The sequence below is a fragment of the Comamonas sp. A7-5 genome, assembly GCF_039581385.1.
Taxonomy (GTDB): domain Bacteria; phylum Pseudomonadota; class Gammaproteobacteria; order Burkholderiales; family Burkholderiaceae_C; genus Comamonas; species Comamonas thiooxydans.
In genome coordinates, this window is the sequence record NZ_JBCPWO010000006.1 from 248082 (window position 1) to 269609 (window position 21528).

Below are 21528 nucleotides of genomic sequence, written 5' to 3' on the forward strand. Positions count from 1 at the left end.
ATGTCCAAACGTGACTACTATGAAGTTCTGGGCGTTGCCAAAAGCGCCTCGGACGATGACATCAAGAAGGCCTATCGCAAGCTGGCGATGAAGTTCCACCCTGACCGCAATCAGGGCGAGAAGGCCAAGGAAGCCGAGGAAAAGTTCAAGGAGGTCAAAGAGGCCTACGAGATGCTTTCCGACAGCCAGAAGCGCGCGGCCTACGACCAGTACGGCCATGCCGGCGTGGATCCCAATCGCGGCATGGGCGGCGGCGAGGGCTTTGGCGGCTTTGCCGAGGCCTTTGGCGACATCTTTGGCGATATGTTCAACGGTGGCGGCCGCGGCGGTCGCGGCGGCCGTCAGGTCTACCGTGGCAACGACCTCAGCTATTCCATGGAAATCACCCTGGAAGAGGCTGCCAAGGGCAAGGATGCCCAGATCCGCATTCCAAGCTGGGACAGCTGCGACACCTGCAGCGGCAGCGGCGCCAAGCCCGGCACCAGCACCAAGACCTGCACCACCTGCAACGGCATGGGCACGGTACAGATGCGCCAGGGCTTTTTCAGCGTGCAGCAGACCTGCCCGCACTGCCGCGGCACAGGCAAGATCATTCCCGAGCCCTGCACGTCCTGCGGCGGCCAGGGCAAGGTCAAGCGCCAGAAGACGCTGGAAGTGAAGATTCCCGCCGGCATCGACGACGGCATGCGCATCCGCTCGGCCGGCAACGGCGAGCCCGGCACCAATGGCGGCCCGGCAGGCGACCTCTATATCGAGATTCGCGTCAAGGACCACGACATCTTCGAGCGCGACGGTGACGATCTACACTGCAATGTGCCCGTGAGCTTCATCACCGCCGCTCTGGGCGGCGAGATCGAAGTGCCCACGCTGCAAGGCAAGGCGGCGATCGACATCCCTGAAGGTACGCAAGCCGGCAAGCAGTTCCGCCTGCGCGGCAAGGGCATCAAGGGCATTCGCTCCAGCTACCCCGGTGATCTGTACTGCCACATCGTGGTGGAGACTCCGGTCAAGCTCACCGAGTACCAGCGCAAGCTGCTCAAGGACCTGGACGAATCGCTCAAGAAGGGTGGCTCCAAGCATTCGCCCAGCGGCGAGAGCTGGACGGACCGCCTGAAGAGCTTCTTCAGCTAAACCCTGACGCTCACCCCCAAAGCCCATCGGCCATGCCTGATGGGCTTTTTTTCATGGGGTGGAAATCATTCCTTGCCCGGCTTCCAGTTACGCACCTCGCGCTGCACCTTCAGCCGCTCTGCGGGGCCCAATGCCTGCTCGGCTGTCTGCATGCGGCTTTGCAGCGAGGGATCCTTGGCATGAGCGATAGTCAGCCAGAAATAGGCCTTGCCCATGTCTTTCTGCACGCCCTGACCGCTGACATACATGGCTGCCAGATTCGACTGTGCCAGGGTGTAGCCCTGCTTGGCGGCGCGATCGAACCAACGCGCCGCCTGGCCTGCATCCTGCGGCACGCCCTGGCCGTTGGCATAGAGAAAACCCAGAGAGGACTGAGCCGCCGCATTGCCCTGACCGGCGGACTTCTCCAGCCACCGCGCCGCACGCGTCAGATCCTGCGGCACCAGCGCGCCTACGGCATAGATCATGCCGGTGTTGTACTGGGCGTCGGCATGGCCTTTCTCGGCAGCCTGTTCAAACCACTGCAGGGCGGCCCGGCCATCCTCCTTGACGCCCCGGCCGCTTGAGAGCATCACTCCCAGGCTGTACTGGCCTGCAGCCTCGCCACTTTTGGCCGAACGCTCGAACCATTGCACGGCCTGCGCATCATCGGCCGCCACGCCGCGGCCCTCGGCATACATCAGACCCAGATTGTTCTGCGCAATGCCGTCGCCCTGCTCTGCCGCCTTACGATACCAGCTCACGGCCTGCACTTCGTCCAGAGTCACACCCCGCCCGTTGGCGTAGAGCACTCCCAGGTCGGATTGCGCAGGTGCATAGCCCTGGTCGGCCGACTGGCGATACCAGTGCACGGCCTGTGCCAGGTCCTGATTCACACCTTTGCCAAAGCGGTAGCGCGAGCCCAGCAGATACTGGGCCTTGGCGTCGCCCGTCTGTGCTGCTGCACGCATGGCGGCCAGTTCCTTGGCATCTTCGGCCTGATTGTTCCTGGCCTCCGGCGTCCAATGCTCACGACCCAGCGGAGCTGCCGCTGCCGCACCTGCTGCCGCAGCACCAGCGACCGCTGCATTGCGGCCGGTGCGCCCTTTTTTACCGGCCTTGCCGGCGGACTTGGCCGATGAAGATTTGGCGGCACCTGCAGTCGTGCTCTTGGTGGACTTGGACGATTTGGCTGGCGCGGCCGCACTGGATTTGGCCGGGGTCTTGCCTTTGGCCACAGCTGGCAAGGCAGTGCCGCCCAGAGCCAGCGCAGCTGTCAGCAGGCAGACCTGACCCCAGCAACGGCTGCGGTGCAAGAGGAGCGACCCCGAAGCCATAGCTGGCAACTCGGAAGGCTCACTGTCGGACATCGGATGTTTGGGAACTCTCATAACTCACATTTTTGCAGCGAATAGCGTCGATTCCTGGCTGCTTTACTGACGATTTACTTTGTAAAAAGATGCCGGAACTCAGGCACCTGAAAAACTTCTGTTCCTCAGACCTGATCAGGCTTGAACGATTCTGGCATCTAGAGTCTTCGCTATGAAAATGCAAGTACACAAGACTGACAAATGCAACACAGCCTTCCCAGGTCTTGCCAAGTCATCGCAAAGCAAGAAATCACCCATCTCCAAAATTTACCCATCGCCAAGCAAGACATCTCATTCAAAGATGGATGCAGCTTAATTAATCGGTAAAAATGCTGAAAACTTCTCGAAACGAGAAGACTTGAGCCTACCCCATGAAGAATTCAGAGCGCAGTTTTGCGCGCCGCATCGATCTCACCTCGCTTCAGCTGTTCGTCGCCGTGTGCGAACTGGGCAGCATTGGCCGCGCCGCTGAACGCGAGTTCATTGCAGCCTCGGCCGTCAGCAAGCGGCTGTCCGACCTGGAAGCGACGGTGGACACCGCCCTGCTCTATCGCCACAGCCGCGGCGTGACGCTGACGCCGGCCGGCGAGAGCCTGCTGCACCATGCCCGCAATGTGCTCTACGGGCTGGAGCGCATGCAGGGCGAGCTCTCCGAATACGCCGACGGCGTGCGCGGCCATGTGCGCATGCACGCCAATATGTCGGCCATCGTGCAGTTTCTGCCCGAAGACCTGGGGGCCTTTGCACGCGAACACAGCCAGATCAAGATCGACCTGCAAGAGCACCTGAGCCCCGACGTGCTGAGCGCCGTGGCCGAGGGCACGGCCGATATCGGCATCTGCACACTGGGAAATATCAAGAGCAGCGAAGGCAATCAGGCCACCGTTCAGCTGACCCAGGGCAATGTGCCGCTGCAGTACCGCCGCTATCGCAAAGACCGACTGGTCGTCGTCGTGCCCGAGCGCCATGCCCTGGCCGACCGCGAGAGCGTCGCCTTCACGGAAGTGCTGGAATGGGACATCGTCAGCCTGCATGCGGGCTCCTCGATCAGCCTGGCCATGCGTGCTGCCGCAGCCCAGGCCGGCCACCCGCTGCACCAGCGCATCCAGGTCACCAGCCTGGACGCCATGTGCCGCATGATCGACAACGGCCTTGGACTGGGCCTGCTGCCCGACCGTGCATTCGAGCTGATGCATGGCGTGGGCCATCTGCGCGCCGTGCAACTCACCGACGACTGGGCGCACCGCGAACTCTGCGTGGTAGCCCGCGACTTCGAAGCGCTGCCGGTGACCACCCGCCTGCTAGTCGATCACCTCTGCCCCGCCAGCGCCAAGGCTTGAAACATCGCATCAAGCCACAACAGAATCCTCCCAACAAACCAACCTCACGAGACCACCATGGGACGCACCCTCTACGACAAGATTTTTGACGAGCACGTCGTTCACACCGAGGAAGACGGCACCTCCGTCCTCTATATCGACCGCCATCTGGTGCACGAAGTCACCAGCCCCCAGGCCTTCGAAGGTCTGCGCATGGCCGGCCGCAAGCTGTGGCGCGTCAGCTCGGTCGTGGCCACGGCCGACCACAACACCCCCACCGACGGCTGGGAGCGCGGCTATGACGGCATTGCCGACCCCATCAGCAAGGAACAGATCACCACGCTGAACAGCAATATCGCCGAGTTCGGCTCGGCCGCCTTCTTCCCCTTCATGGACAAGGGCCAGGGCATTGTCCACGTCATGGGCCCCGAGCAAGGTGCAACCCTGCCCGGCATGACCGTGGTCTGCGGTGACAGCCACACCTCCACCCATGGCGCTTTCGGCGCGCTGGCCCACGGCATCGGCACCTCCGAGGTCGAACATGTGATGGCCACCCAGACCCTGCTGGCCAAGAAGGCCAAGAACATGCTGGTGCAGGTCAACGGCAAGGTCGCGCCCGGCATCACCGCCAAGGACATCGTGCTGGCCATCATCGGCAAGATCGGCACCGCCGGCGGCACGGGCTACACCATCGAGTTTGCCGGCGAAGCCATCCGCGACCTGAGCGTGGAAGGCCGCATGACGGTCTGCAACATGGCCATCGAAGGCGGCGCTCGCGCAGGTCTCGTGGCCGTGGACGACAAGACCATCAACTACATCAAGGGCCGCCCCCTGGCGCCCACGGGTGGCGAATGGGATACCGCCGTCAGCTACTGGAAGACGCTGCATTCCGACGCCGATGCGAAGTTCGACCGTGTGGTCGAGCTCAATGCCGCCGACATCGTGCCGCAGGTGACCTGGGGCACCAGCCCCGAGATGGTGCTGGGCATCGATGCCGCCGTCCCCGATCCCGACAAGGAAAAAGACTCGAACAAGCGTGGCGCCATCGAACGTGCGCTGACCTATATGGCACTGGAACCCGGCAAGCCCATCAACGACATCTTTGTCGACAAGGTGTTCATCGGCTCCTGCACCAACAGCCGCATCGAGGACATGCGCGAAGCCGCGGCCGTGGTCAAGAAGCTGGGCCAGAAGGTCGCCAAGAACATCAAGCTGGCCATGGTTGTGCCCGGCTCCGGCTTGGTCAAGGAACAGGCCGAGCGCGAAGGCCTGGACCAGATCTTCAAGGCCGCCGGCTTTGAATGGCGCGAACCCGGCTGCTCCATGTGCCTGGCCATGAACGCCGACCGCCTGGAGCCCGGCGAGCGCTGCGCATCGACCTCGAACCGAAACTTCGAAGGCCGTCAGGGCGCCGGCGGCCGCACTCATCTGGTCAGCCCCGCCATGGCCGCTGCGGCAGCCATCCACGGCCACTTTGTCGATATCCGTAAATTTGCGTAACCCCCTGAGTCGCTGCGCGTCTTCCCCCAGGGGGGACGACGGCCTTTGCTGGGGGCGGCCCTTGCTGGCCGTCTCTGATGCAAGACGCGAACGTCGCCAAGACTAAAGATTCTGGAATCACACCATGCAAAAATTCACCGTGCACAAGGGCCTTGTCGCCCCCATGGACCGCGAGAACGTCGACACCGACGCCATCATCCCCAAGCAGTTCCTCAAGTCCATCAAGAAGACCGGCTTCGGCCCCAATCTGTTCGACGAGTGGCGCTATCTGGACCAGCCCGGCCAGCCCGGCGTACCCGAAGCCGACCGCAAGCCCAATCCCGACTTCGTGCTCAACCAGCCCCGCTTCAAGGGCGCCAGCATCCTGATCGCGCGCAAGAACTTCGGCTGCGGCTCCAGCCGCGAGCACGCGCCCTGGGCCCTGGACCAGTACGGCTTCCGCGCCATCCTGGCCCCCAGCTTTGCCGACATCTTCTTCAACAACAGCTTCAAGAACGGCCTGCTGCCCATCGTGCTGCCCGAGGCCACGATCGACCAGCTGTTCAACGACGTCGCGGCCTTCCCCGGCTACGAGCTGACCATCGACCTGGAGCGCCAGGTGATCCTGAGGCCCCAGGGCGAAGAGATCGCCTTCGACGTCATCGCCTTTCGCAAATACTGCCTGCTCAACGGCTTCGACGATATCGGCCTGACCATGCGCCATGCCGACAAGATCAAGGCCTTCGAGGCCGAGCGTCTGGCGCAAAAGCCCTGGCTGGCGCATACCTTGATTCAGAAGTAACCCCCTGAGCCGCGTTGCCTAGGCGGCCCCGCGGCTTCCCCCAGAGGGGGACGACGGCCTTTGCCGCGAGGCGGCTCTTGCTGGCCGTCTCTCACTTTGGCCATGTTGGAGGTAAGGCTCTCTGCTGTGCCGGTCTCACTCAGTTGAGGGATGCCCGCCTCTTGAGCCCGAAGTAAAACTATCAATAAATGAGCTGCTTACGATTGTCATCAATAGACTTCGATAAATATTCAATCTGAAATCTATGAATATCAAGCGCAAGCAGCTATCAAATTAATCAAAGGAACATCATGAAGATTGCAGTTTTGCCCGGTGATGGCATCGGTCCCGAAATCGTCGCGGAAGCCGTCAAGGTGCTTGAGGCCCTGAATCTGGGCCTGGAGATGGAAACCGCTCCCGTGGGCGGCGCCGGCTATGAAGTTGCCGGTCACCCCCTGCCTCCTGCCACGCTGAAGCTGGCACAGGAAGCCGATGCGATCCTGTTCGGTGCCGTGGGCGACTGGAAGTACGACACGCTGGACCGCCCCCTGCGTCCCGAGCAGGCCATCCTCGGCCTGCGCAAGGCCCTGGGCCTGTTCGCCAACTTCCGCCCTGCCATCTGCTACAAGGAGCTGACCCATGCTTCCAGCCTCAAGCCCGAACTGGTGGCAGGCCTGGACATCCTCATCATCCGCGAGCTGACCGGCGACATCTACTTCGGCCAGCCGCGCGGCCGCCGTGTGGCTCCCGACGGCCATTTCCCCGGTGCCGAGGAAGCCTTCGACACCATGCGCTACACCCGTCCCGAGATCGAGCGCATCGCCCATGTCGCCTTCCAGGCCGCCCAGAAGCGCAGCAAGCGCGTGACCAGCGTGGACAAGGCCAATGTGCTGGAAACCTTCCAGCTCTGGAAGGACGTGGTCAGCGAAGTCGCCAAGCAGTACCCCGACGTGGCCCTGGACCATATGTATGTGGACAACGCCGCCATGCAGCTGGTCAAGGAACCCAAGCGCTTCGACGTGGTGGTGACCGGCAATATGTTCGGCGACATCCTCTCCGACGAAGCCTCGATGCTGACCGGCTCCATCGGCATGCTGCCCAGCGCCAGTCTCAACGACAAGAAGCAAGGCCTGTACGAACCCAGCCACGGCTCGGCTCCCGACATCGCCGGCAAGGGCATTGCCAATCCTCTGGCCACCATTCTGTCGGCCGCCATGATGCTGCGCTTCAGCCTGGGCCAGGAAGCCGCCGCCCAGAAGATCGAAGCTGCCGTGCAAAAGGTGCTGGCCGACGGCCTGCGCACCGCCGACATCTACAGCGAAGGCACGACCAAGGTCAGCACCCGTGAAATGGGTGATGCCGTGGTCAAGGCACTGGCAGGAGTCTGAGGCCCGGAAACGGCTGATGCCAGGCCACCGCCGCAAAGCGGTGGCTTTTTTGTTCGACGCAATTTTCGGCGCCAAACAAAACAAAACGTCAAAAATAAATCATTTATTTCGACGTTTTGACTAGAGTTTCAAGCACTTTTAATTCTTCAAGCTTTGGCTCTAGTCGCTAGAATGACAACTCTTATGTTTGCCGCACGCACCTTCGCTCCCGAGACCCTCACACCCGCAAAGCTTGCCGGTGTGAATGCGCGCGCAATCACCATTAAGACGATTACAGGCTGACCCAGCCCGGTTCGTCGCGCGCCCCTTCCGGCCCTGACGAGCCGGACGAAGCAGTCTCAAGCTACTGTTTTCAAAACTGAAAAGGCGTTTCAAATGAGCAAGCAATTGGTAGGTTTGGTGGGCTGGCGCGGCATGGTCGGCTCCGTGCTGATGGATCGTATGCAGGCCGAAGGCGACTTCGCGCTGATCGAGCCCGTGTTCTTCTCCACCTCCAATGCCGGCGGCAAGGCCCCGGCCATGGCCACGGTGCACACCGAGCTGAAGGACGCCAACGACATCGCCGAGCTGTCCAAGTGCGACATCATCATCACCTGCCAGGGCGGCGACTACACCAAGGAAGTCTTCCCCAAGATCCGCGCCGCTGGCTGGAACGGCCACTGGATTGACGCGGCTTCTTCGCTGCGCATGGAGGGCGACGCCGTCATCGTGCTCGACCCCGTCAACGACGACCTGATCCAGCAAAAGCTGGCTGCCGGCGGCAAGAACTGGATTGGCGGCAACTGCACCAACTCCATCCTGCTGATGGGTCTGGGCGGTCTGTTCAAGGCCGGTCTGGTGGAATGGGTCTCCTCCATGACCTACCAGGCCGCATCGGGCGGTGGCGCCAACCACATGCGCGAGCTGCTCAAGGGCATGGGCGTGGTGCACGCTGCCGTGGCCGACGAGCTGGCGACTCCTGCTTCCGCGATTCTCGAAATCGACCGCAAGGTGGCCCAGACCATCCGCGAAGATGTGCCCACCGAATTCTTCGGCGCGCCTCTGGCCGGCGGCCTGATCCCCTGGATCGATGTGCAGCTGCCCAACGGCCAGTCCAAGGAAGAATGGAAGGGCCAGGCTGAGGTCAACAAGATTCTCGGCACCGAGGCCGCCATCCCCGTGGACGGCCTGTGCGTGCGCATCGGCGCCATGCGCTGCCACTCCCTGGCCCTGACCCTGAAGCTCAAGAAGGACCTGCCCCTGGAAGAGATCGAGGCCCTGATCAAGGGCGGCAATCCCTGGGTCAAGTTCGTGGCCAACGACCGCGCACTGACCGTCAAGGAGCTGACTCCTGCTGCCACCACCGGCGGTCTGGAAGTGGCCGTCGGTCGTGTGCGCAAGCTCAACATGGGCCCCGAATATGTCTCGGCCTTCGTGATCGGCGACCAGCTGCTGTGGGGCGCTGCCGAGCCGCTGCGTCGCATGCTGCGCATCCTGCTGGCAGCCTGATCCCGTCCACCATCAAGCCTGCGAATGGCTTGATCCAGCACAGCAAAGCGCCAGTCATCCTCGTGATGGCCGGCGCTTTTTTCATGTCCAAGCTCCAGGCTTGGGCGACAATTGCCCGCTTATTCGGGCGAATGCAAACCGTCAGCAAACCTACATTAGGTTTCATCTCGTTGCCAATCGACAACAATTGAGAGCCTTGCCAGCCATGCTTTTGCTCACATTGCAATAGCGTCGTTGACAATGCAAACTGTGTCCGCCGGGCCGAGAGACCTTTGCCGCCTGCTGGAATTTCCAATTTTTATGTGCACCGCAGCCACAAACCCGATCAAGAACAAGAGGGCTGTAGGCTGCACGAATCAAGTCTGAGCCCTATGCAACGCTGGAAACTATCTGCGCTCGCCGCAGCCACCCTCGCACTGTCAAGCCTCCCGGCCACCGATGCATGGGCATTGGCACTGGGTCGCATCACGGTGCAGTCGGCTCTGGGCGAGCCCTTGCGTGCCGAGGTCGAGATCCCTCAACTCAGCGCTGCCGAGGCCGACAGCCTGCAGGCCGCTATCGCATCGCCAGCTGCATTCCGTGCCCAGGGCATGGAATTCACGGGCACGGCCAACTCGGTACGCGTGCAGGTGCAAAAACGCGCCAACGGCTCGGCCGTGCTCAAGCTCAGCAGTTTTCAGCCGGTCAATGATCCCTTTGTCGACCTGGTGATCGATGCCAACTGGGCATCGGGCAAGCTGCAGCGCAACTACACCTTGCTGCTCGACCCTCCTGCAACGCGCCGCCCTGCTCCTGCGCCCACCACCGCTGCCCAGGCCACGCCTGCCGTGGTGCTTGCGCCTGCGCGTCCCGCTGTGACTGCACGCCCGGCGTCCAGCCCTGTCAACACGGCCGGCCGGGACCTGCGCAATGACCGCGATCAGGACGAAGCTGCAACCAAGCCTCTGCGAAAACGCCAGGCCGGCACTGCAGCACCGGCTGGCAGCAGCGATGAAGTTCGCGTCAGGACAGGCGACACCGCAGGTCGCATTGCTGCAGCGCACAAGCCAGCAGGCGTCTCGCTTGATCAGATGCTGGTCGCCATGCTGCGCAGCAACCCTCAGGCCTTTGTCAATGGCAATATCAACCGCATGCGCAGTGGCGCGGTGATTCAGTTGCCCGATCAGGCGGCCGCTCAGGCCACCTCGGCCAAGGAAGCCCGCCAGATCATGGCGGCCCAGTCTCAGGATTTCAACCAGTTCCGCCGTCAACTGGCTGGCGTGGCACCTGTGGCTCCTGTGGAAGCAGCATCGCGCAGCGCTTCGGGCCAGGTTCAGGCCCATGTCGCCGATGCCAAGGCCAACACCGCAGCCCCCGACAAGCTGACCCTGTCCAAGGGCTCCGTCAAGGGCGTGGCCGCAGATGAGCAAGTGGCTCAGCAAAAACAGGCCGCAGACCAATCTGCGCGCGCCGATGAGCTCAAACGCAATATGGCCGAGCTGAGCCAGATTGCGGCAGCCACCAAACCTGCAGGTACGGCTGCAGCTCCCGCAGCAGGCACACCGGCAGCAGCTGCACCAGCGGCAAGCCCTGCAGTCACCGTACCTGCGGCCAGCGCCGCCAATGCTGCAGCGCCTGCCCCCGCTCCGGCTGCTGATGCGGCTGCAACGTCTGCTCCCCCAGCCACACCCGAGGCGGCTGCAGCCGATGCTGGCAAGCCAGGCGACACCGCGCCTGCACCAGCTCCGGCCGAAGGCGAACCGGCACAAGCCGCAGCCGAGCCTGCAGCACCCGCACCGGCACCGGTTGCACCTCCCAAGCCTGTTGCAGCACCGGCCCCCATTCCCGAAGAGCCCAGCTTTATCGACAGCCTGATGGAAGACCCGACCATCCCGCTGGCTGGCGCAGCACTGCTGGCCCTGCTTCTGGGCTATGGCGGCTACCGTGTTTCTCAGCGTCGCAAAGCCGCAGCGGCAGGCGCGGACAGCACGCTGGGCGACAGCCAGCTTTCAGCGGACTCCTTCTTCGGCGCCAGCGGCGGCCAGCGCGTGGACACCACGACCAGCAGCAGCCAGATGTCGGGCCAGTCCATGCAGTACTCTCCCAGCCAGCTCGACGCCGGCGATGTGGACCCGCTGGCCGAAGCCGATGTGTACCTGGCTTACGGCCGCGACCTGCAGGCCGAGGAAATCCTCAAGGAAGCGCTGCGCAGCGACCCCAACCGCCTGGTGCTGCACCAGAAGCTGGCTGAAATCTATGCCAAGCGCCATGACCGCATGGCCTACGCATCTGTAGCCAACAACGTCTTTGCCCTGACCCAGGGCAAGGGGCCCGAATGGCAGCGGCTGGCCGATCAGGGCCGTATCCTGGATCCGGAAAATCTGACTTACCAGCTGGGCGGAGCTCCCCAGGCTCATGCAGCGGCAGCTGCGACCCCAAGCGCCTTCAGCCCCACCGATCCATCGACCGCCCTGCAAGGCGGCGTGGCCGCTGCCGTGGGCTTTGGCTCGGCCTTGGCTGCTGCACAGGCTGCCGAAGCCGCTGCCAGCCACGAAGGCCCTCCCACAGAGCCCGCCGGCATGGACTTCGACATGGATCTGGAGCTGCCGGCGGACCTGCCTGACACCGCAGCCAGCGCAGCGCCTGTGGCCTCCGAACCCGTCTCCTTGCCCAACGAGCAGGATTTCGCGGCACTGGCTCAGTGGGACACCCCTGTCACCGCATCCGAGCCAGCACCCGCAGCAGACAATGGCCTGAACCTGAACCTCGACGATCTGGCCTCGTTCAGCCTGCCCGCCACGGCATCTCAAGCCCCGGCCCCTGTCGCAGCTCCCGCGCCCGCCGAGCAAAGCTCCCTGAATGCGCTCGAGTTCGACCTCGACAGCTTCACACTGCCTTCGCAGGCACAGCCCGAGGCCGAGAGCGGACAGGAAACTGCGCCGCTGGAACTATCTTCCAGCCAGGAGCGCCTGGACACAGAGCAGGACATCGAAGCCCTGACCTTGCAGCAGCCGGGTGAAGAGGCCGCCAGCCCTGCCGCCGCCCCTGCGCAAGCCGATGTGACTTTCGACCTCAGCGGCCTGTCGCTGGATCTGGGCACATCCGATATCGCTGCGCCAATCGATGCCGTGCCAGCGCCCTCCGAACCCGAAGACCCGCTAGCCACCAAGCTAGCCCTGGCCGAGGAGTTCAATGCCATAGGCGACAGCGACGGAGCGCGTACACTGATCGAGGAAGTGATCGCCGAAGCCCATGGCGATCTCAAGGCCAAGGCTCACAGCCTTCTCTCTCAGATTGGTTGATTGATTTGATACATTCAGACCCCGCGCCGGGAGCCATGCCATGCGCATAGCTCTCGGCGTCAGTTACAACGGTCAGGCCTATCGCGGCTGGCAAAGCCAGCCCGATGGCAACACCGTACAAGACAAACTCGAAGCGGCCCTGGGCCGCTTTGCTGCTCAAGAAGTCTCCACCATCTGCGCCGGTCGCACCGATTCCGGTGTGCACGGCCTGATGCAGGTCGTGCACTTTGACACCGAGTTGCAGCGCGCGCCCAACTCCTGGGTGCGCGGCACCAACACTTTCCTGCCCAAGGACATCGCCGTGCAATGGGCAGCCGAGGTCGCCGACGGCCCGAATGGCTTCCATTCCCGCGCCTGTGCTACTGCACGCCGCTATGCCTATGTGCTGCTGCAGTCGCCCGTGCGCCCCAGCGTCGACCATGGCCGCGTGGGCTGGGTGTTTCAGGCCCTGGATGCGCAGCGCATGCGTGCAGCCGCCGACCTGCTGCTGGGCGAGCATGATTTTTCGTCCTTTCGCGCGGCAGGCTGCCAGGCCAAGAGCCCGGTCAAGACCCTGCGCCGCATCGACATCCACTACCGCCCCGCAGGCCAGGCACCCATGCGCGACGGACAGATGGAATGTGGCTACTGGCGTTTCGAGTTCGAGGGCAGCGCTTTTCTGCACCACATGATCCGCAACATCATGGGCTGCCTGATCTACGTGGGCCAGGGCTCCAAGCCCGTGGAATGGATGCAGCAAGTGCTGGAGGCACGCTCGCGCGAGGTGGCCGCCCCCACCTTCTCCCCTGACGGTCTGTACTTTCTCGGCCCCATTTACGATACGCGCTGGGGCCTGCCTGTAGACACCCCCCCGTTTGCCTGGCTGCCCTGAGCGGCCAGCGGCCAACGATTGCTGCAACGCCAGAGATTTGCCATGTCTTCCATTGCCCCCCGCACCCGCATCAAGATCTGCGGCCTGACCCGCGAGCAGGATGTCGACGCTGCAGTGGCCGCCGGTGCCGATGCCGTCGGCTTTGTGCTCTATGCGCCAAGCCCGCGCGCCGTGACGCTGCAACGCGCGGCCGAGCTGGCCCGGCGACTGCCGCCCTTTGTCACACCTGTTTTGCTCTTTGTGAATGAAACAGCTACCAATGTGATAGCTGCTTGCAACCTAATACCCAACGCCTGCGTGCAATTTCATGGTGATGAATCGGCTGCGGATTGCGAGGCCGCCACCCGTGGCGTGCAGCCCTGGTTGCGCGCCGCGCGCATACCCCTTGGAGACGATGCGGCGCGATTTGACCTCGTAGAATATGCCCAACGTTATTCAAAGGCCCAAGCCATCCTGCTCGACGCCCATGTCGATGGTTATGGTGGCGGCGGCAAGGCATTCAATTGGTCACTTCTGCCAACAAGCGTCGACTCTCACCTCGTTTTGTCTGGTGGACTCACGCCTGCAAACGTGACCGATGGCATCTTGCAAGTGCGCCCTCGCGGGTTGTCTCTGGCCGTTGATGTGAGCTCTGGAGTCGAGGCCGAAGGCCCCGACGGCAAGCCCCTCAAAGGCATCAAGGATGCCCACAAGATTCATCGCTTCATTGCTGCCGTACGCGCAGCTGATGCCCAAATTTTGCAGACTGACACATGTTTGAATACCAGTATCCCGACGTCCACGGCCATTTCGGCCGCTACGGCGGCAGCTTCGCCAGCGAAACCCTGACCCACGCGCTCACCGAGCTGCGTGAGGCCTACGCAAAGTATCAGAACGACCCCGAATTCATCGCCGAATTCCAGTCCGAGCTGGCACACTATGTAGGCCGTCCCTCGCCCGTCTATCACGCCTCGCGCATGAGCCGTGAAATGGGCGGCGCGCAGATCTATCTGAAGCGCGAGGACCTCAACCACACGGGCGCACACAAGATTAACAATGTGATCGGCCAGGCCATGCTCGCCAAGCGCATGGGCAAGCCGCGCATCATTGCCGAGACAGGTGCCGGCCAGCACGGCGTGGCCACGGCCACCATCTGCGCTCGTTACGGCCTCGAATGCATCGTCTACATGGGCGCCGAGGACGTGAAGCGTCAAAGCCCCAATGTCTACCGCATGAAGCTGCTGGGCGCCACCGTGGTGCCCGTGGAATCGGGCTCCAGAACGCTCAAGGATGCGCTCAACGAAGCCATGCGCGACTGGGTGGCCAATGTGGACAACACCTTCTACATCATCGGCACCGTGGCCGGCCCCCATCCCTATCCCATGATGGTGCGCGATTTCCAGAAAGTCATCGGCGACGAGTGCCTGACGCAGATGCCCGAGTTCCTGGGCGCCGACAAGCAGCCCGACGCGGTAGTCGCCTGCGTGGGCGGCGGCAGCAATGCCATGGGCATCTTCTACCCCTATATCCCCTACGAGAACACCCAGCTATTCGGCGTGGAAGCGGCGGGCGAAGGCCTGGAGTCCGGCAAGCACTCAGCCTCGCTGCAAAAAGGCAGCTCGGGCGTGCTGCACGGCAACCGCACCTTCATCCTGCAGGACGAAAACGGCCAGATCACCGAGACCCACTCGGTGAGCGCCGGCCTGGATTACCCCGGTGTGGGCCCTGAACATGCATGGCTGCAGGAAATCGGCCGTGCCCAGTATGTGGGCATCACCGATCAGGAGGCGCTGGACGCCTTCCACTATCTGTGCCGCGCCGAAGGCATCATCCCGGCTCTCGAGTCCAGCCACGCCGTAGCCTATGCCATGAAGCTGGCCAAGACCATGCGCGCCGACCAGTCGATTCTCGTCAGCCTATCGGGCCGTGGCGACAAGGACATCGGCACCGTGGCCGACCTCTCGGGTGCCGAATATTTCGACCGTCCCTCCATGCGCGGTCTCACCGTCAAGGGCGCTCCCGGACATGATGCAGCCAAGGCTGCTGCAGGGGGCAACAAGTTATGAGCCGAATTACCGCCACTTTCAGCAAGCTCAAGGAAGAAGGCCGCAAGGCCCTGATTCCCTATGTGACTGCAGGCTTTCCATTTGCCGCCATCACCCCCTCCCTCATGCACGGCATGGTGGAAGCCGGTGCCGACGTGATCGAGCTGGGCGTGCCCTTCTCGGACCCCATGGCCGACGGCCCCACCATCCAGCGCGCGGGCGACAAGGCCATCGCCAACGGCGTGGGCCTGAGCCAGGTACTGGCCTATGTGGCCGAGTTCCGCAAAAAGGACCAGACCACGCCCGTGGTGCTGATGGGCTATGCCAACCCCGTGGAACGCTACGACCAGATCCATGGCGAGGATGCCTTCGTCAACCATGCGGCCGCTGCCGGCGTCGACGGCGTGCTGATCGTGGACTATCCACCCGAGGAATGCGAAGAGTTTGCAGCCAAGCTCAAGGCCCGCGACATGGATCTGATCTTCCTGCTGGCTCCCACCAGCACCGAGGAGCGCATGCAGCAGGTGGCGCGCGTGGCCAGCGGCTATGTCTACTATGTCTCGCTCAAGGGCGTGACCGGTTCGGGCGCTCTGGACACTTCGGCCGTGGAGGCCATGCTGCCGCGCATTCGCCAGCATGTCAGCGTGCCCGTGGGCGTGGGTTTCGGCATTCGCGATGCCCAGACCGCACAGACCGTGGGCCAGGTGGCCGACGCCGTCATCATCGGCAGCCGCATCATTGACCTGCTCGACAACCAGCCCCACGAGAAGATCGTGCCTCTGGCAATAGACTTTCTGCGTGGTGTGCGAAAGGCTCTCGACGCATAATGCAGCCCTGAAATCAGCCACCCCCTGAGCGGCTTCGCTGCTTCCCCCTTGAAGGGGGACGACAGCCTCGCAGCGGGGCGGCCCTTGCTCGCTGTCCCTGACCGGGATTGCGCCAGTGCCTGCGCCGCGCCGCCCTCATGGGTTGCGGGTGGCGCGCAGTGCAGTGGAAACTGAAAAGGAAATAACCATGTCCTGGCTTGAAAAACTTCTGCCTGCAAAAATCCAGCAGACCAATCCGACGGAACGCCACCAGCAGATTCCCGAAGGTCTGTGGATCAAGTGCCCCTGCTGCGAAACCGTTCTGTACAAGACCGATCTGGAAAAGAACCAGAACGTCTGCCCGACCTGCGGCCACCACCACCGCATCGGTGCGCGCGCGCGTCTGAATCATTTCCTCGACGCCGAAGGCCGCTATGAAATCGCTCAGGAAGTCATTCCTGTCGACCCGCTGAAATTCAAGGACAGCCGCAAGTACCCCGAGCGTCTGAAGGAAGCGCTGGAGAACACCGGCGAGACCGATGCACTGATCGTCATGGGCGGCTCCGTCAAGAGCATCAATGTGGTCGTGGCCTGCTTCGAGTTCGACTTCATGGGCGGCTCCATGGGTTCCGTGGTCGGTGAACGCTTTGTGCGCGGCGTGGAAACCGCCATCGAGCAGAAAGTGCCTTTCATCTGCTTCACCGCCACCGGTGGTGCCCGCATGCAGGAAGGTCTGCTGTCGCTGATGCAAATGGCCAAGACCAATGCTGCGCTGACACGTCTGGCCAAGAAGGGTCTGCCCTATATCTCCGTGCTGACCGACCCGACCATGGGCGGTGTGTCCGCCGGCTTCGCCTTCGTGGGCGATATCGTGATCGCCGAGCCCAAGGCCCTGATCGGCTTTGCCGGCCCCCGCGTGATCGAAACCACCGTGCGTGTGAAGCTTCCTGAGGGCTTCCAGCGCGCCGAGTTCCTGCAGGAAAAGGGCGCCGTGGACATGATCGTCGACCGCCGCGAGCTGCGTGATCGCGTCTCCAGCTCTCTGGCCATGCTGCAACGCCTGCCTGCGGACGCCGTGGAATAAGCACCGGCCGACCAAAAGCAAAAAGGCTGACGCAGCATTCATCTGCGTCAGCCTTTTTTGTCAGTTTTAGCACCTCGGAACATCCAAAACACACCACACAGCAGGCTTTGGAATTGACGAGGCTCCGGGCAATACGGCTTTCCCGGCCCGGGCAGCCCCCCTAGCGCACCCCGGCAATCATGGATAGGCCGCCAGCCTGCACATAGTTGAGCACCATCAGCAGCACTTGCAGGCCAATCAGGGCAATCAGCGCCGAAAAGTCCACATTGCCTATCAGGGGCACCACCTTGCGGATAGGTGCCACCAGCGGATCGGCCAGACGCTGCAGCACGCCGTAGATGGGCGAATAGGGCTGCACCCAGGACAGGATGGCGTAGATCAGCAAGATGCCCATCATGCCGGACAGAATGACCTTGATCAGCCCGCACAGCGCCAGCCATGGCAGCGCCAGAACCGAGCCCTTGGCACCCAGCAGCAGCCAGATCAGCAGCACCTGCACCAGTTGCAGCAGCAAGGCAGCAATAAGACTGGATTTGTCCCAGCGGCCCTTGGCGGGAACGACTTTGCGCAACGGCATGACAATCCAGTCGCTCAGCGCAAAGACCAGTTGTCCCACGGGATTGCCGAACGGCACACGCTGCACCTGCATGTACATGCGCAGCAGGCAAGCCCCGCTGATCAACCCGACGACGACATCCAGCAGAAACAAAACGATTTCAAACAGCATGTGACCCAATTCAGAAAACAGTGAGCAACTCACCCATTCGTGGGATGATAGCCGGGCACCATGACTGATACACAAAGTCTGCATTCCCTGCCCCTGTTCCCGCTGAACACGGTGCTGTTTCCTGAAGGCCTGCTGAGCCTGCAGGTCTTCGAGGTGCGTTATCTGGACATGATCCGCAAATGCCAGCATGCCGACGCCCCTTTCGGCGTGGTTGCGCTGCAGTCGGGACAGGAGGTGCGCAAGGCCGGCGCCCAGACCGAGCGCCTGCACTCGGAGGGCGTGCTGGCCCATATCGCCCGGCTCGACTCTCCCCAGCCCGGGCTGCTGCACCTGCAATGCAAGGGCGTCCAGCGCTTTCACATCCAGCGCTGCTGGCAACTGCCGCATGGCCTGTGGGTAGCCGATGTCGCCATGCTGCCCGACGACCCCAAGGTCACTGTCCCCAAGCATTTGATCAGCACCTCCCATGCACTGGCTCAGGCCTTGCTGAACCTGCACAGCCACGACCCCGACCACGCGCAACTGCCCACCCCTACGCAGATGCACGACTGCGCCTGGGTTGCCAATCGCTGGGCCGAGATGCTGCCCCTGCCGGTGCGGGTCAAGCAGCAGCTCATGACACTGGATGCCCCGCTGCTGCGACTGGAGCTGATTGCCGATGTGCTGGAGCAAAGCGGCATTACCGGATCAGGCCCGCAGGAGGAAGCCTGAATTTGGCACCTCCCTTTAACGGCGGTGTAAAAACACTACTTTTTCGACAGCATTCAGCTGGCTTTCTCGGCTGCAGTCTGGGCCATGGAGGCGACATTCCGCAGTTCCTGCGAGCGCTTTGCCCGGTCGCTTACCGCTGACTCGGCAAAAAACTTAAAATCACCGGTTTCGGGCAGCGGCTATCCTTGCCGCGCCCCCATTCCTGGCCTCCAACCGGCGCTTGTCGCTGGCGCTCTCTTTTCATGACTGAACAAAACATCTCTTCTGCGGCAGAAAACACCGCCCCTCAGGACGAAAACAAACTCATCGCCGAGCGCCGCGAAAAACTCAAAGCCCTGCGCGAGTCTTCCAGGGCCAATGGCGGCGTTGCCTTTCCCAACGACTTCAAGCCCGAGCACCGCGCCGCAGCCCTGATCGCCGAGCACAGCGACAAGGATGCCGAAGCCCTGGACGCTGCAGCCGTCGCCGTCAGCGTGGCTGGTCGCATGATGCTCAAGCGTGTGATGGGCAAGGCCAGCTTTGCCACCGTGCAGGACGCCACGGGTCGTATCCAGGCCTATGTCACCCGCGATGCCGTGGGTGAAGAGGTCTACGCCGACTTCAAGAAATGGGATCTGGGCGACATCATCTCCGTCGAAGGTCAGCTGATGAAGACCAAGACCGGCGAGCTGTCGATCAAGGCCACGAAGATCCGCCTGCTCACCAAGAGCCTGCGCCCCATGCCCGACAAGTTCCACGGCATGGCCGACCTGGAGCAGAAGGTGCGCCAACGCTATGTGGACCTGATGACCGACGAAGAAGCCCGCAAGCGCTTCGTGGCCCGCAGCAAGGCTGTGGCCGGCATCCGCGACTTCATGGTCGAACACGGCTTCCTGGAAGTCGAGACACCCATGCTGCACCCCATCCCCGGCGGTGCCAATGCCAAGCCCTTCATCACCCACCACAATGCGCTGGACCAGGAGATGTACCTGCGCATCGCGCCCGAGCTCTACCTCAAGCGCCTGATTGTCGGTGGCTTCGAGCGCGTGTTCGAGATCAACCGCAACTTCCGTAACGAAGGTATCTCGGTGCGCCACAACCCCGAGTTCACCATGATGGAGTTCTACGCGGCCTACTGGAACTACCAGGATCTGATGGACTACACCGAAAAGCTGATCCGCGACGCGGCCATGAAGGCCGTTGGCACGCTGGAGCTGAGCTATGGCGGCAAGCCCGTGGACCTGGCCAAGCCCTTTGAACGCCTGACCATCCCCGAAGCCATCGTCAAATACACCGAAGCCGGCGACAACGTGGGCAACCGCGAATGGCTGACCAATGCCCTGAAGAAGCTGGGCATGAAGGAAGACAAGGACAAGCTGTCCACCCGCACCCTGGCCAGCCTGCAGGTGCTGTACTTCGAAGAGGTGGTGGAAGAGAAGCTGTGGAACCCCACCTTCATCATGGAACACCCCACCGAGATCTCGCCGCTGGCGCGCGCCAACGACGAGCGCCCCGAAGTGACCGAGCGCTTCGAGCTCTACATCACGGGCCGCGAATTCGGCAACGGCTTCTCCGAGCTCAATGACGCCGAAGACCAGGCTGCCCGCTTCAATGCCCAGGTGGAAGCCAAGGACGGAGGCGACGACGAAGCCATGTACTTCGACCACGACTTTGTGCGCGCCCTGGAATACGGCATGCCCCCCACCGGCGGCTGCGGCATCGGTATTGACCGCTTCATGATGCTGCTGACCGACAGCGCCAGCATCCGTGACGTGATTCTGTTCCCGGCATTGCGCCGCGAGGTCTGAGAAGCGGCTGTGCGCCCGGCTCGGGCGTTGCGGAACAACATGGCCTGACGGGCCTCTGACGATCCGTGACTGAGACACCAATAGCCACCGGCACAGCCAGATTGCGCACCGGCCACTATTCAAAATAGGCTGTCGCAATACTGGCTGGCTATACTGCTTGACATGCAGATTCCCCAATACTGGGCTCAGGCAAGACTACGTCATCAGACCGGCGTACGCCATGGCGTCACCGTTCAACGCTGGGGCTGGTCCGACAACAGCGAGTCAGATGCCCAGGCTCATGCTCAGCAAAGAGCACAGCAGGCACTGGAGGCAGCTCTCGCTGCCGCAGCCAAGCGCAACCTGCCCGAAGACTTCGAGCGCATGGAATGGCGCACCGAATACGGGCTGGACGGCGGCACACCCATTCGCGAAGAGGTGCTGGAGCGGCGTGATGAAGCCGTCATGACGCGCAATAGCTATGGCGCACACTGCCTGAATACAGAGAACGTGGCCATTGCCGATATCGACTTTCCACATCAGAAAAAGCCTGCCCGCTTCCCAGTCATTTCGTCGCTGCTGCTGGCTCTGGCCCTGCCCTGGCTGTGGCTGACCCCGCTGACCTGGAGTCTCGGTGCGGCGATGCTGATGCTGCTGGTGGCCAGCATCGGCCTGGTCTTCTGGTCAGGCCTGAAGCAATGGCTGCATGCCCGCCAGACGCAGCGCAACAATGCCCACCTGCCACCGCCTGTGGATATTGCACTGGCAAAAGTTCGGGCGTTCTCAGCCAGGCACCCGGACTGGGGCTTGCGCGTCTACGAAACGCCCAAAGGACTGCGCGTCATTGTCACCCACACCGCACTCGCCCCCTCCTCGCCCGAGGTCCAGGGGCTGTTCCAGCAACTGGAGGTTGACCCGCTCTACGCCATGCTGTGTAACCAGCAGCAGTGCTTTCGCGCCCGAGTCAGCGGCAAACCATGGCGCATGGGGCTGAACGGTCTGTCGAGCCAGGAAAGGCGCTGGCCCCTGCCTGCCGCCTCTCAGACTGCACGCCAGCAGTGGGTGTCGGTTTATGAAACAAGATCGACGCAGTTCGCGGCCTGCCGCTTTATCGCTCAACTGGGCACGACGACGCTGTGTTCAGCGGCACAGACTTTCGTCATCTGGCACGATGAACGCAGCAAAGCGCACTCCTCTCTGGCATTGGCCTGAGCATGTCCGTGACCATTCACAAAGCCTGTTGCTTAAAACCGGCGTATAAAGTAACAATATATTTCCCAGACCATGCCTGAACTACCGATGAGTCTGACCCTGACCTTCCTC

The 21528-nt window shown here is 62.5% G+C and carries 17 protein-coding genes; 15 read left to right on the forward strand and 2 right to left on the reverse strand.

The features are described 5' to 3' along the window. On the forward strand, positions 1-1131 hold the full coding sequence (gene dnaJ / locus AAIL67_RS13750; protein ID WP_003064279.1) for a molecular chaperone DnaJ: 1131 nt from the start codon (positions 1-3) through the stop codon (positions 1129-1131). A gap of 65 nt (positions 1132-1196) precedes the next feature. On the opposite strand, the gene AAIL67_RS13755 is transcribed toward dnaJ, so the two are convergent. Continuing rightward, complete coding sequence (locus AAIL67_RS13755) at positions 1197-2480, reverse strand: tetratricopeptide repeat protein (RefSeq protein ID WP_343484257.1); 1284 nt, start codon at positions 2478-2480, stop codon at positions 1197-1199. Positions 2481-2851: 371 nt separating this feature from the next. On the opposite strand from AAIL67_RS13755, the gene AAIL67_RS13760 reads away from it, so the two are divergent. The 11 genes from AAIL67_RS13760 (at position 2852) to accD (ending at position 17001) form a co-directional block, all read left to right on the forward strand. Further along, on the forward strand, positions 2852-3820 hold the full coding sequence (locus tag AAIL67_RS13760) for a LysR family transcriptional regulator (RefSeq protein ID WP_063661587.1): 969 nt from the start codon (positions 2852-2854) through the stop codon (positions 3818-3820). Between the two features lie 57 nt (positions 3821-3877). Continuing rightward, positions 3878-5299: a 3-isopropylmalate dehydratase large subunit gene (leuC, locus tag AAIL67_RS13765; protein WP_343484242.1), complete on the forward strand. Its 1422-nt coding sequence runs from the start codon at positions 3878-3880 to the stop codon at positions 5297-5299. Positions 5300-5423: 124 nt separating this feature from the next. Next, positions 5424-6080 (forward strand): 3-isopropylmalate dehydratase small subunit, encoded by a 657-nt coding sequence (gene leuD, locus AAIL67_RS13770; RefSeq protein ID WP_003057935.1) that lies wholly within the window; start codon positions 5424-5426, stop codon positions 6078-6080. 290 nt (positions 6081-6370) lie between these two features. Further along, entirely contained in the window at positions 6371-7447 is a 1077-nt protein-coding gene (leuB, locus tag AAIL67_RS13775; protein ID WP_063661591.1) for a 3-isopropylmalate dehydrogenase, read from the forward strand. 375 nt (positions 7448-7822) lie between these two features. Then, positions 7823-8935 carry an aspartate-semialdehyde dehydrogenase gene (gene asd, locus AAIL67_RS13780; RefSeq protein ID WP_034378706.1) on the forward strand — a complete coding sequence of 371 codons (1113 nt, stop codon included), beginning with the start codon at positions 7823-7825 and terminating at the stop codon, positions 8933-8935. A gap of 371 nt (positions 8936-9306) precedes the next feature. Continuing rightward, entirely contained in the window at positions 9307-12216 is a 2910-nt protein-coding gene (locus AAIL67_RS13785) for a FimV/HubP family polar landmark protein (RefSeq protein WP_343484243.1), read from the forward strand. A 40-nt stretch (positions 12217-12256) separates the two neighbouring features. Then, positions 12257-13087 (forward strand): tRNA pseudouridine(38-40) synthase TruA, encoded by an 831-nt coding sequence (gene truA, locus AAIL67_RS13790; protein ID WP_003064254.1) that lies wholly within the window; start codon positions 12257-12259, stop codon positions 13085-13087. Positions 13088-13129: 42 nt separating this feature from the next. Next, positions 13130-13915 carry a phosphoribosylanthranilate isomerase gene (locus tag AAIL67_RS13795; protein WP_343484244.1) on the forward strand — a complete coding sequence of 262 codons (786 nt, stop codon included), beginning with the start codon at positions 13130-13132 and terminating at the stop codon, positions 13913-13915. Beyond that, on the forward strand, positions 13840-15132 hold the full coding sequence (gene trpB / locus AAIL67_RS13800) for a tryptophan synthase subunit beta (protein WP_003064250.1): 1293 nt from the start codon (positions 13840-13842) through the stop codon (positions 15130-15132). Before AAIL67_RS13795 ends, trpB begins: the two co-directional genes overlap by 76 nt. Continuing rightward, positions 15129-15938: a tryptophan synthase subunit alpha gene (gene trpA / locus AAIL67_RS13805; RefSeq protein WP_003064247.1), complete on the forward strand. Its 810-nt coding sequence runs from the start codon at positions 15129-15131 to the stop codon at positions 15936-15938. Before trpB ends, trpA begins: the two co-directional genes overlap by 4 nt. A gap of 187 nt (positions 15939-16125) precedes the next feature. After that, positions 16126-17001: an acetyl-CoA carboxylase, carboxyltransferase subunit beta gene (gene accD / locus AAIL67_RS13810; RefSeq protein WP_343484245.1), complete on the forward strand. Its 876-nt coding sequence runs from the start codon at positions 16126-16128 to the stop codon at positions 16999-17001. Positions 17002-17161: 160 nt separating this feature from the next. On the opposite strand, the gene AAIL67_RS13815 is transcribed toward accD, so the two are convergent. Beyond that, on the reverse strand, positions 17162-17728 hold the full coding sequence (locus AAIL67_RS13815) for a YggT family protein (protein ID WP_063661599.1): 567 nt from the start codon (positions 17726-17728) through the stop codon (positions 17162-17164). Between the two features lie 60 nt (positions 17729-17788). Here AAIL67_RS13815 and AAIL67_RS13820 point away from each other — a divergent pair, with 60 nt between their 5' ends. The 3 genes from AAIL67_RS13820 (at position 17789) to AAIL67_RS13830 (ending at position 21417) form a co-directional block, all read left to right on the forward strand. Then, positions 17789-18439: an LON peptidase substrate-binding domain-containing protein gene (locus AAIL67_RS13820; RefSeq protein WP_034353402.1), complete on the forward strand. Its 651-nt coding sequence runs from the start codon at positions 17789-17791 to the stop codon at positions 18437-18439. Between the two features lie 242 nt (positions 18440-18681). Further along, on the forward strand, positions 18682-20226 hold the full coding sequence (gene lysS, locus AAIL67_RS13825; protein WP_059439922.1) for a lysine--tRNA ligase: 1545 nt from the start codon (positions 18682-18684) through the stop codon (positions 20224-20226). A gap of 162 nt (positions 20227-20388) precedes the next feature. Then, positions 20389-21417, forward strand: coding sequence for a hypothetical protein (locus tag AAIL67_RS13830; RefSeq protein WP_343484246.1), 1029 nt, complete (start codon positions 20389-20391; stop codon positions 21415-21417). Positions 21418-21528 lie beyond the last annotated feature (111 nt).

Bases quoted from the DNA above. Each gene is read 5' to 3' on its own strand.
- dnaJ (WP_003064279.1), top strand. From the start codon at position 1: ATGTCCAAACGTGACTACTATGAAGTTCTGGGCGTTGCCAAAAGCGCC.
- AAIL67_RS13755 (WP_343484257.1), bottom strand. From the start codon at position 2,480: ATGTCCGACAGTGAGCCTTCCGAGTTGCCAGCTATGGCTTCGGGGTCG.
- AAIL67_RS13760 (WP_063661587.1), top strand. From the start codon at position 2,852: ATGAAGAATTCAGAGCGCAGTTTTGCGCGCCGCATCGATCTCACCTCG.
- leuC (WP_343484242.1), top strand. From the start codon at position 3,878: ATGGGACGCACCCTCTACGACAAGATTTTTGACGAGCACGTCGTTCAC.
- leuD (WP_003057935.1), top strand. From the start codon at position 5,424: ATGCAAAAATTCACCGTGCACAAGGGCCTTGTCGCCCCCATGGACCGC.
- leuB (WP_063661591.1), top strand. From the start codon at position 6,371: ATGAAGATTGCAGTTTTGCCCGGTGATGGCATCGGTCCCGAAATCGTC.
- asd (WP_034378706.1), top strand. From the start codon at position 7,823: ATGAGCAAGCAATTGGTAGGTTTGGTGGGCTGGCGCGGCATGGTCGGC.
- AAIL67_RS13785 (WP_343484243.1), top strand. From the start codon at position 9,307: ATGCAACGCTGGAAACTATCTGCGCTCGCCGCAGCCACCCTCGCACTG.
- truA (WP_003064254.1), top strand. From the start codon at position 12,257: ATGCGCATAGCTCTCGGCGTCAGTTACAACGGTCAGGCCTATCGCGGC.
- AAIL67_RS13795 (WP_343484244.1), top strand. From the start codon at position 13,130: ATGTCTTCCATTGCCCCCCGCACCCGCATCAAGATCTGCGGCCTGACC.
- trpB (WP_003064250.1), top strand. From the start codon at position 13,840: ATGTTTGAATACCAGTATCCCGACGTCCACGGCCATTTCGGCCGCTAC.
- trpA (WP_003064247.1), top strand. From the start codon at position 15,129: ATGAGCCGAATTACCGCCACTTTCAGCAAGCTCAAGGAAGAAGGCCGC.
- accD (WP_343484245.1), top strand. From the start codon at position 16,126: ATGTCCTGGCTTGAAAAACTTCTGCCTGCAAAAATCCAGCAGACCAAT.
- AAIL67_RS13815 (WP_063661599.1), bottom strand. From the start codon at position 17,728: ATGCTGTTTGAAATCGTTTTGTTTCTGCTGGATGTCGTCGTCGGGTTG.
- AAIL67_RS13820 (WP_034353402.1), top strand. From the start codon at position 17,789: ATGACTGATACACAAAGTCTGCATTCCCTGCCCCTGTTCCCGCTGAAC.
- lysS (WP_059439922.1), top strand. From the start codon at position 18,682: ATGACTGAACAAAACATCTCTTCTGCGGCAGAAAACACCGCCCCTCAG.
- AAIL67_RS13830 (WP_343484246.1), top strand. From the start codon at position 20,389: ATGCAGATTCCCCAATACTGGGCTCAGGCAAGACTACGTCATCAGACC.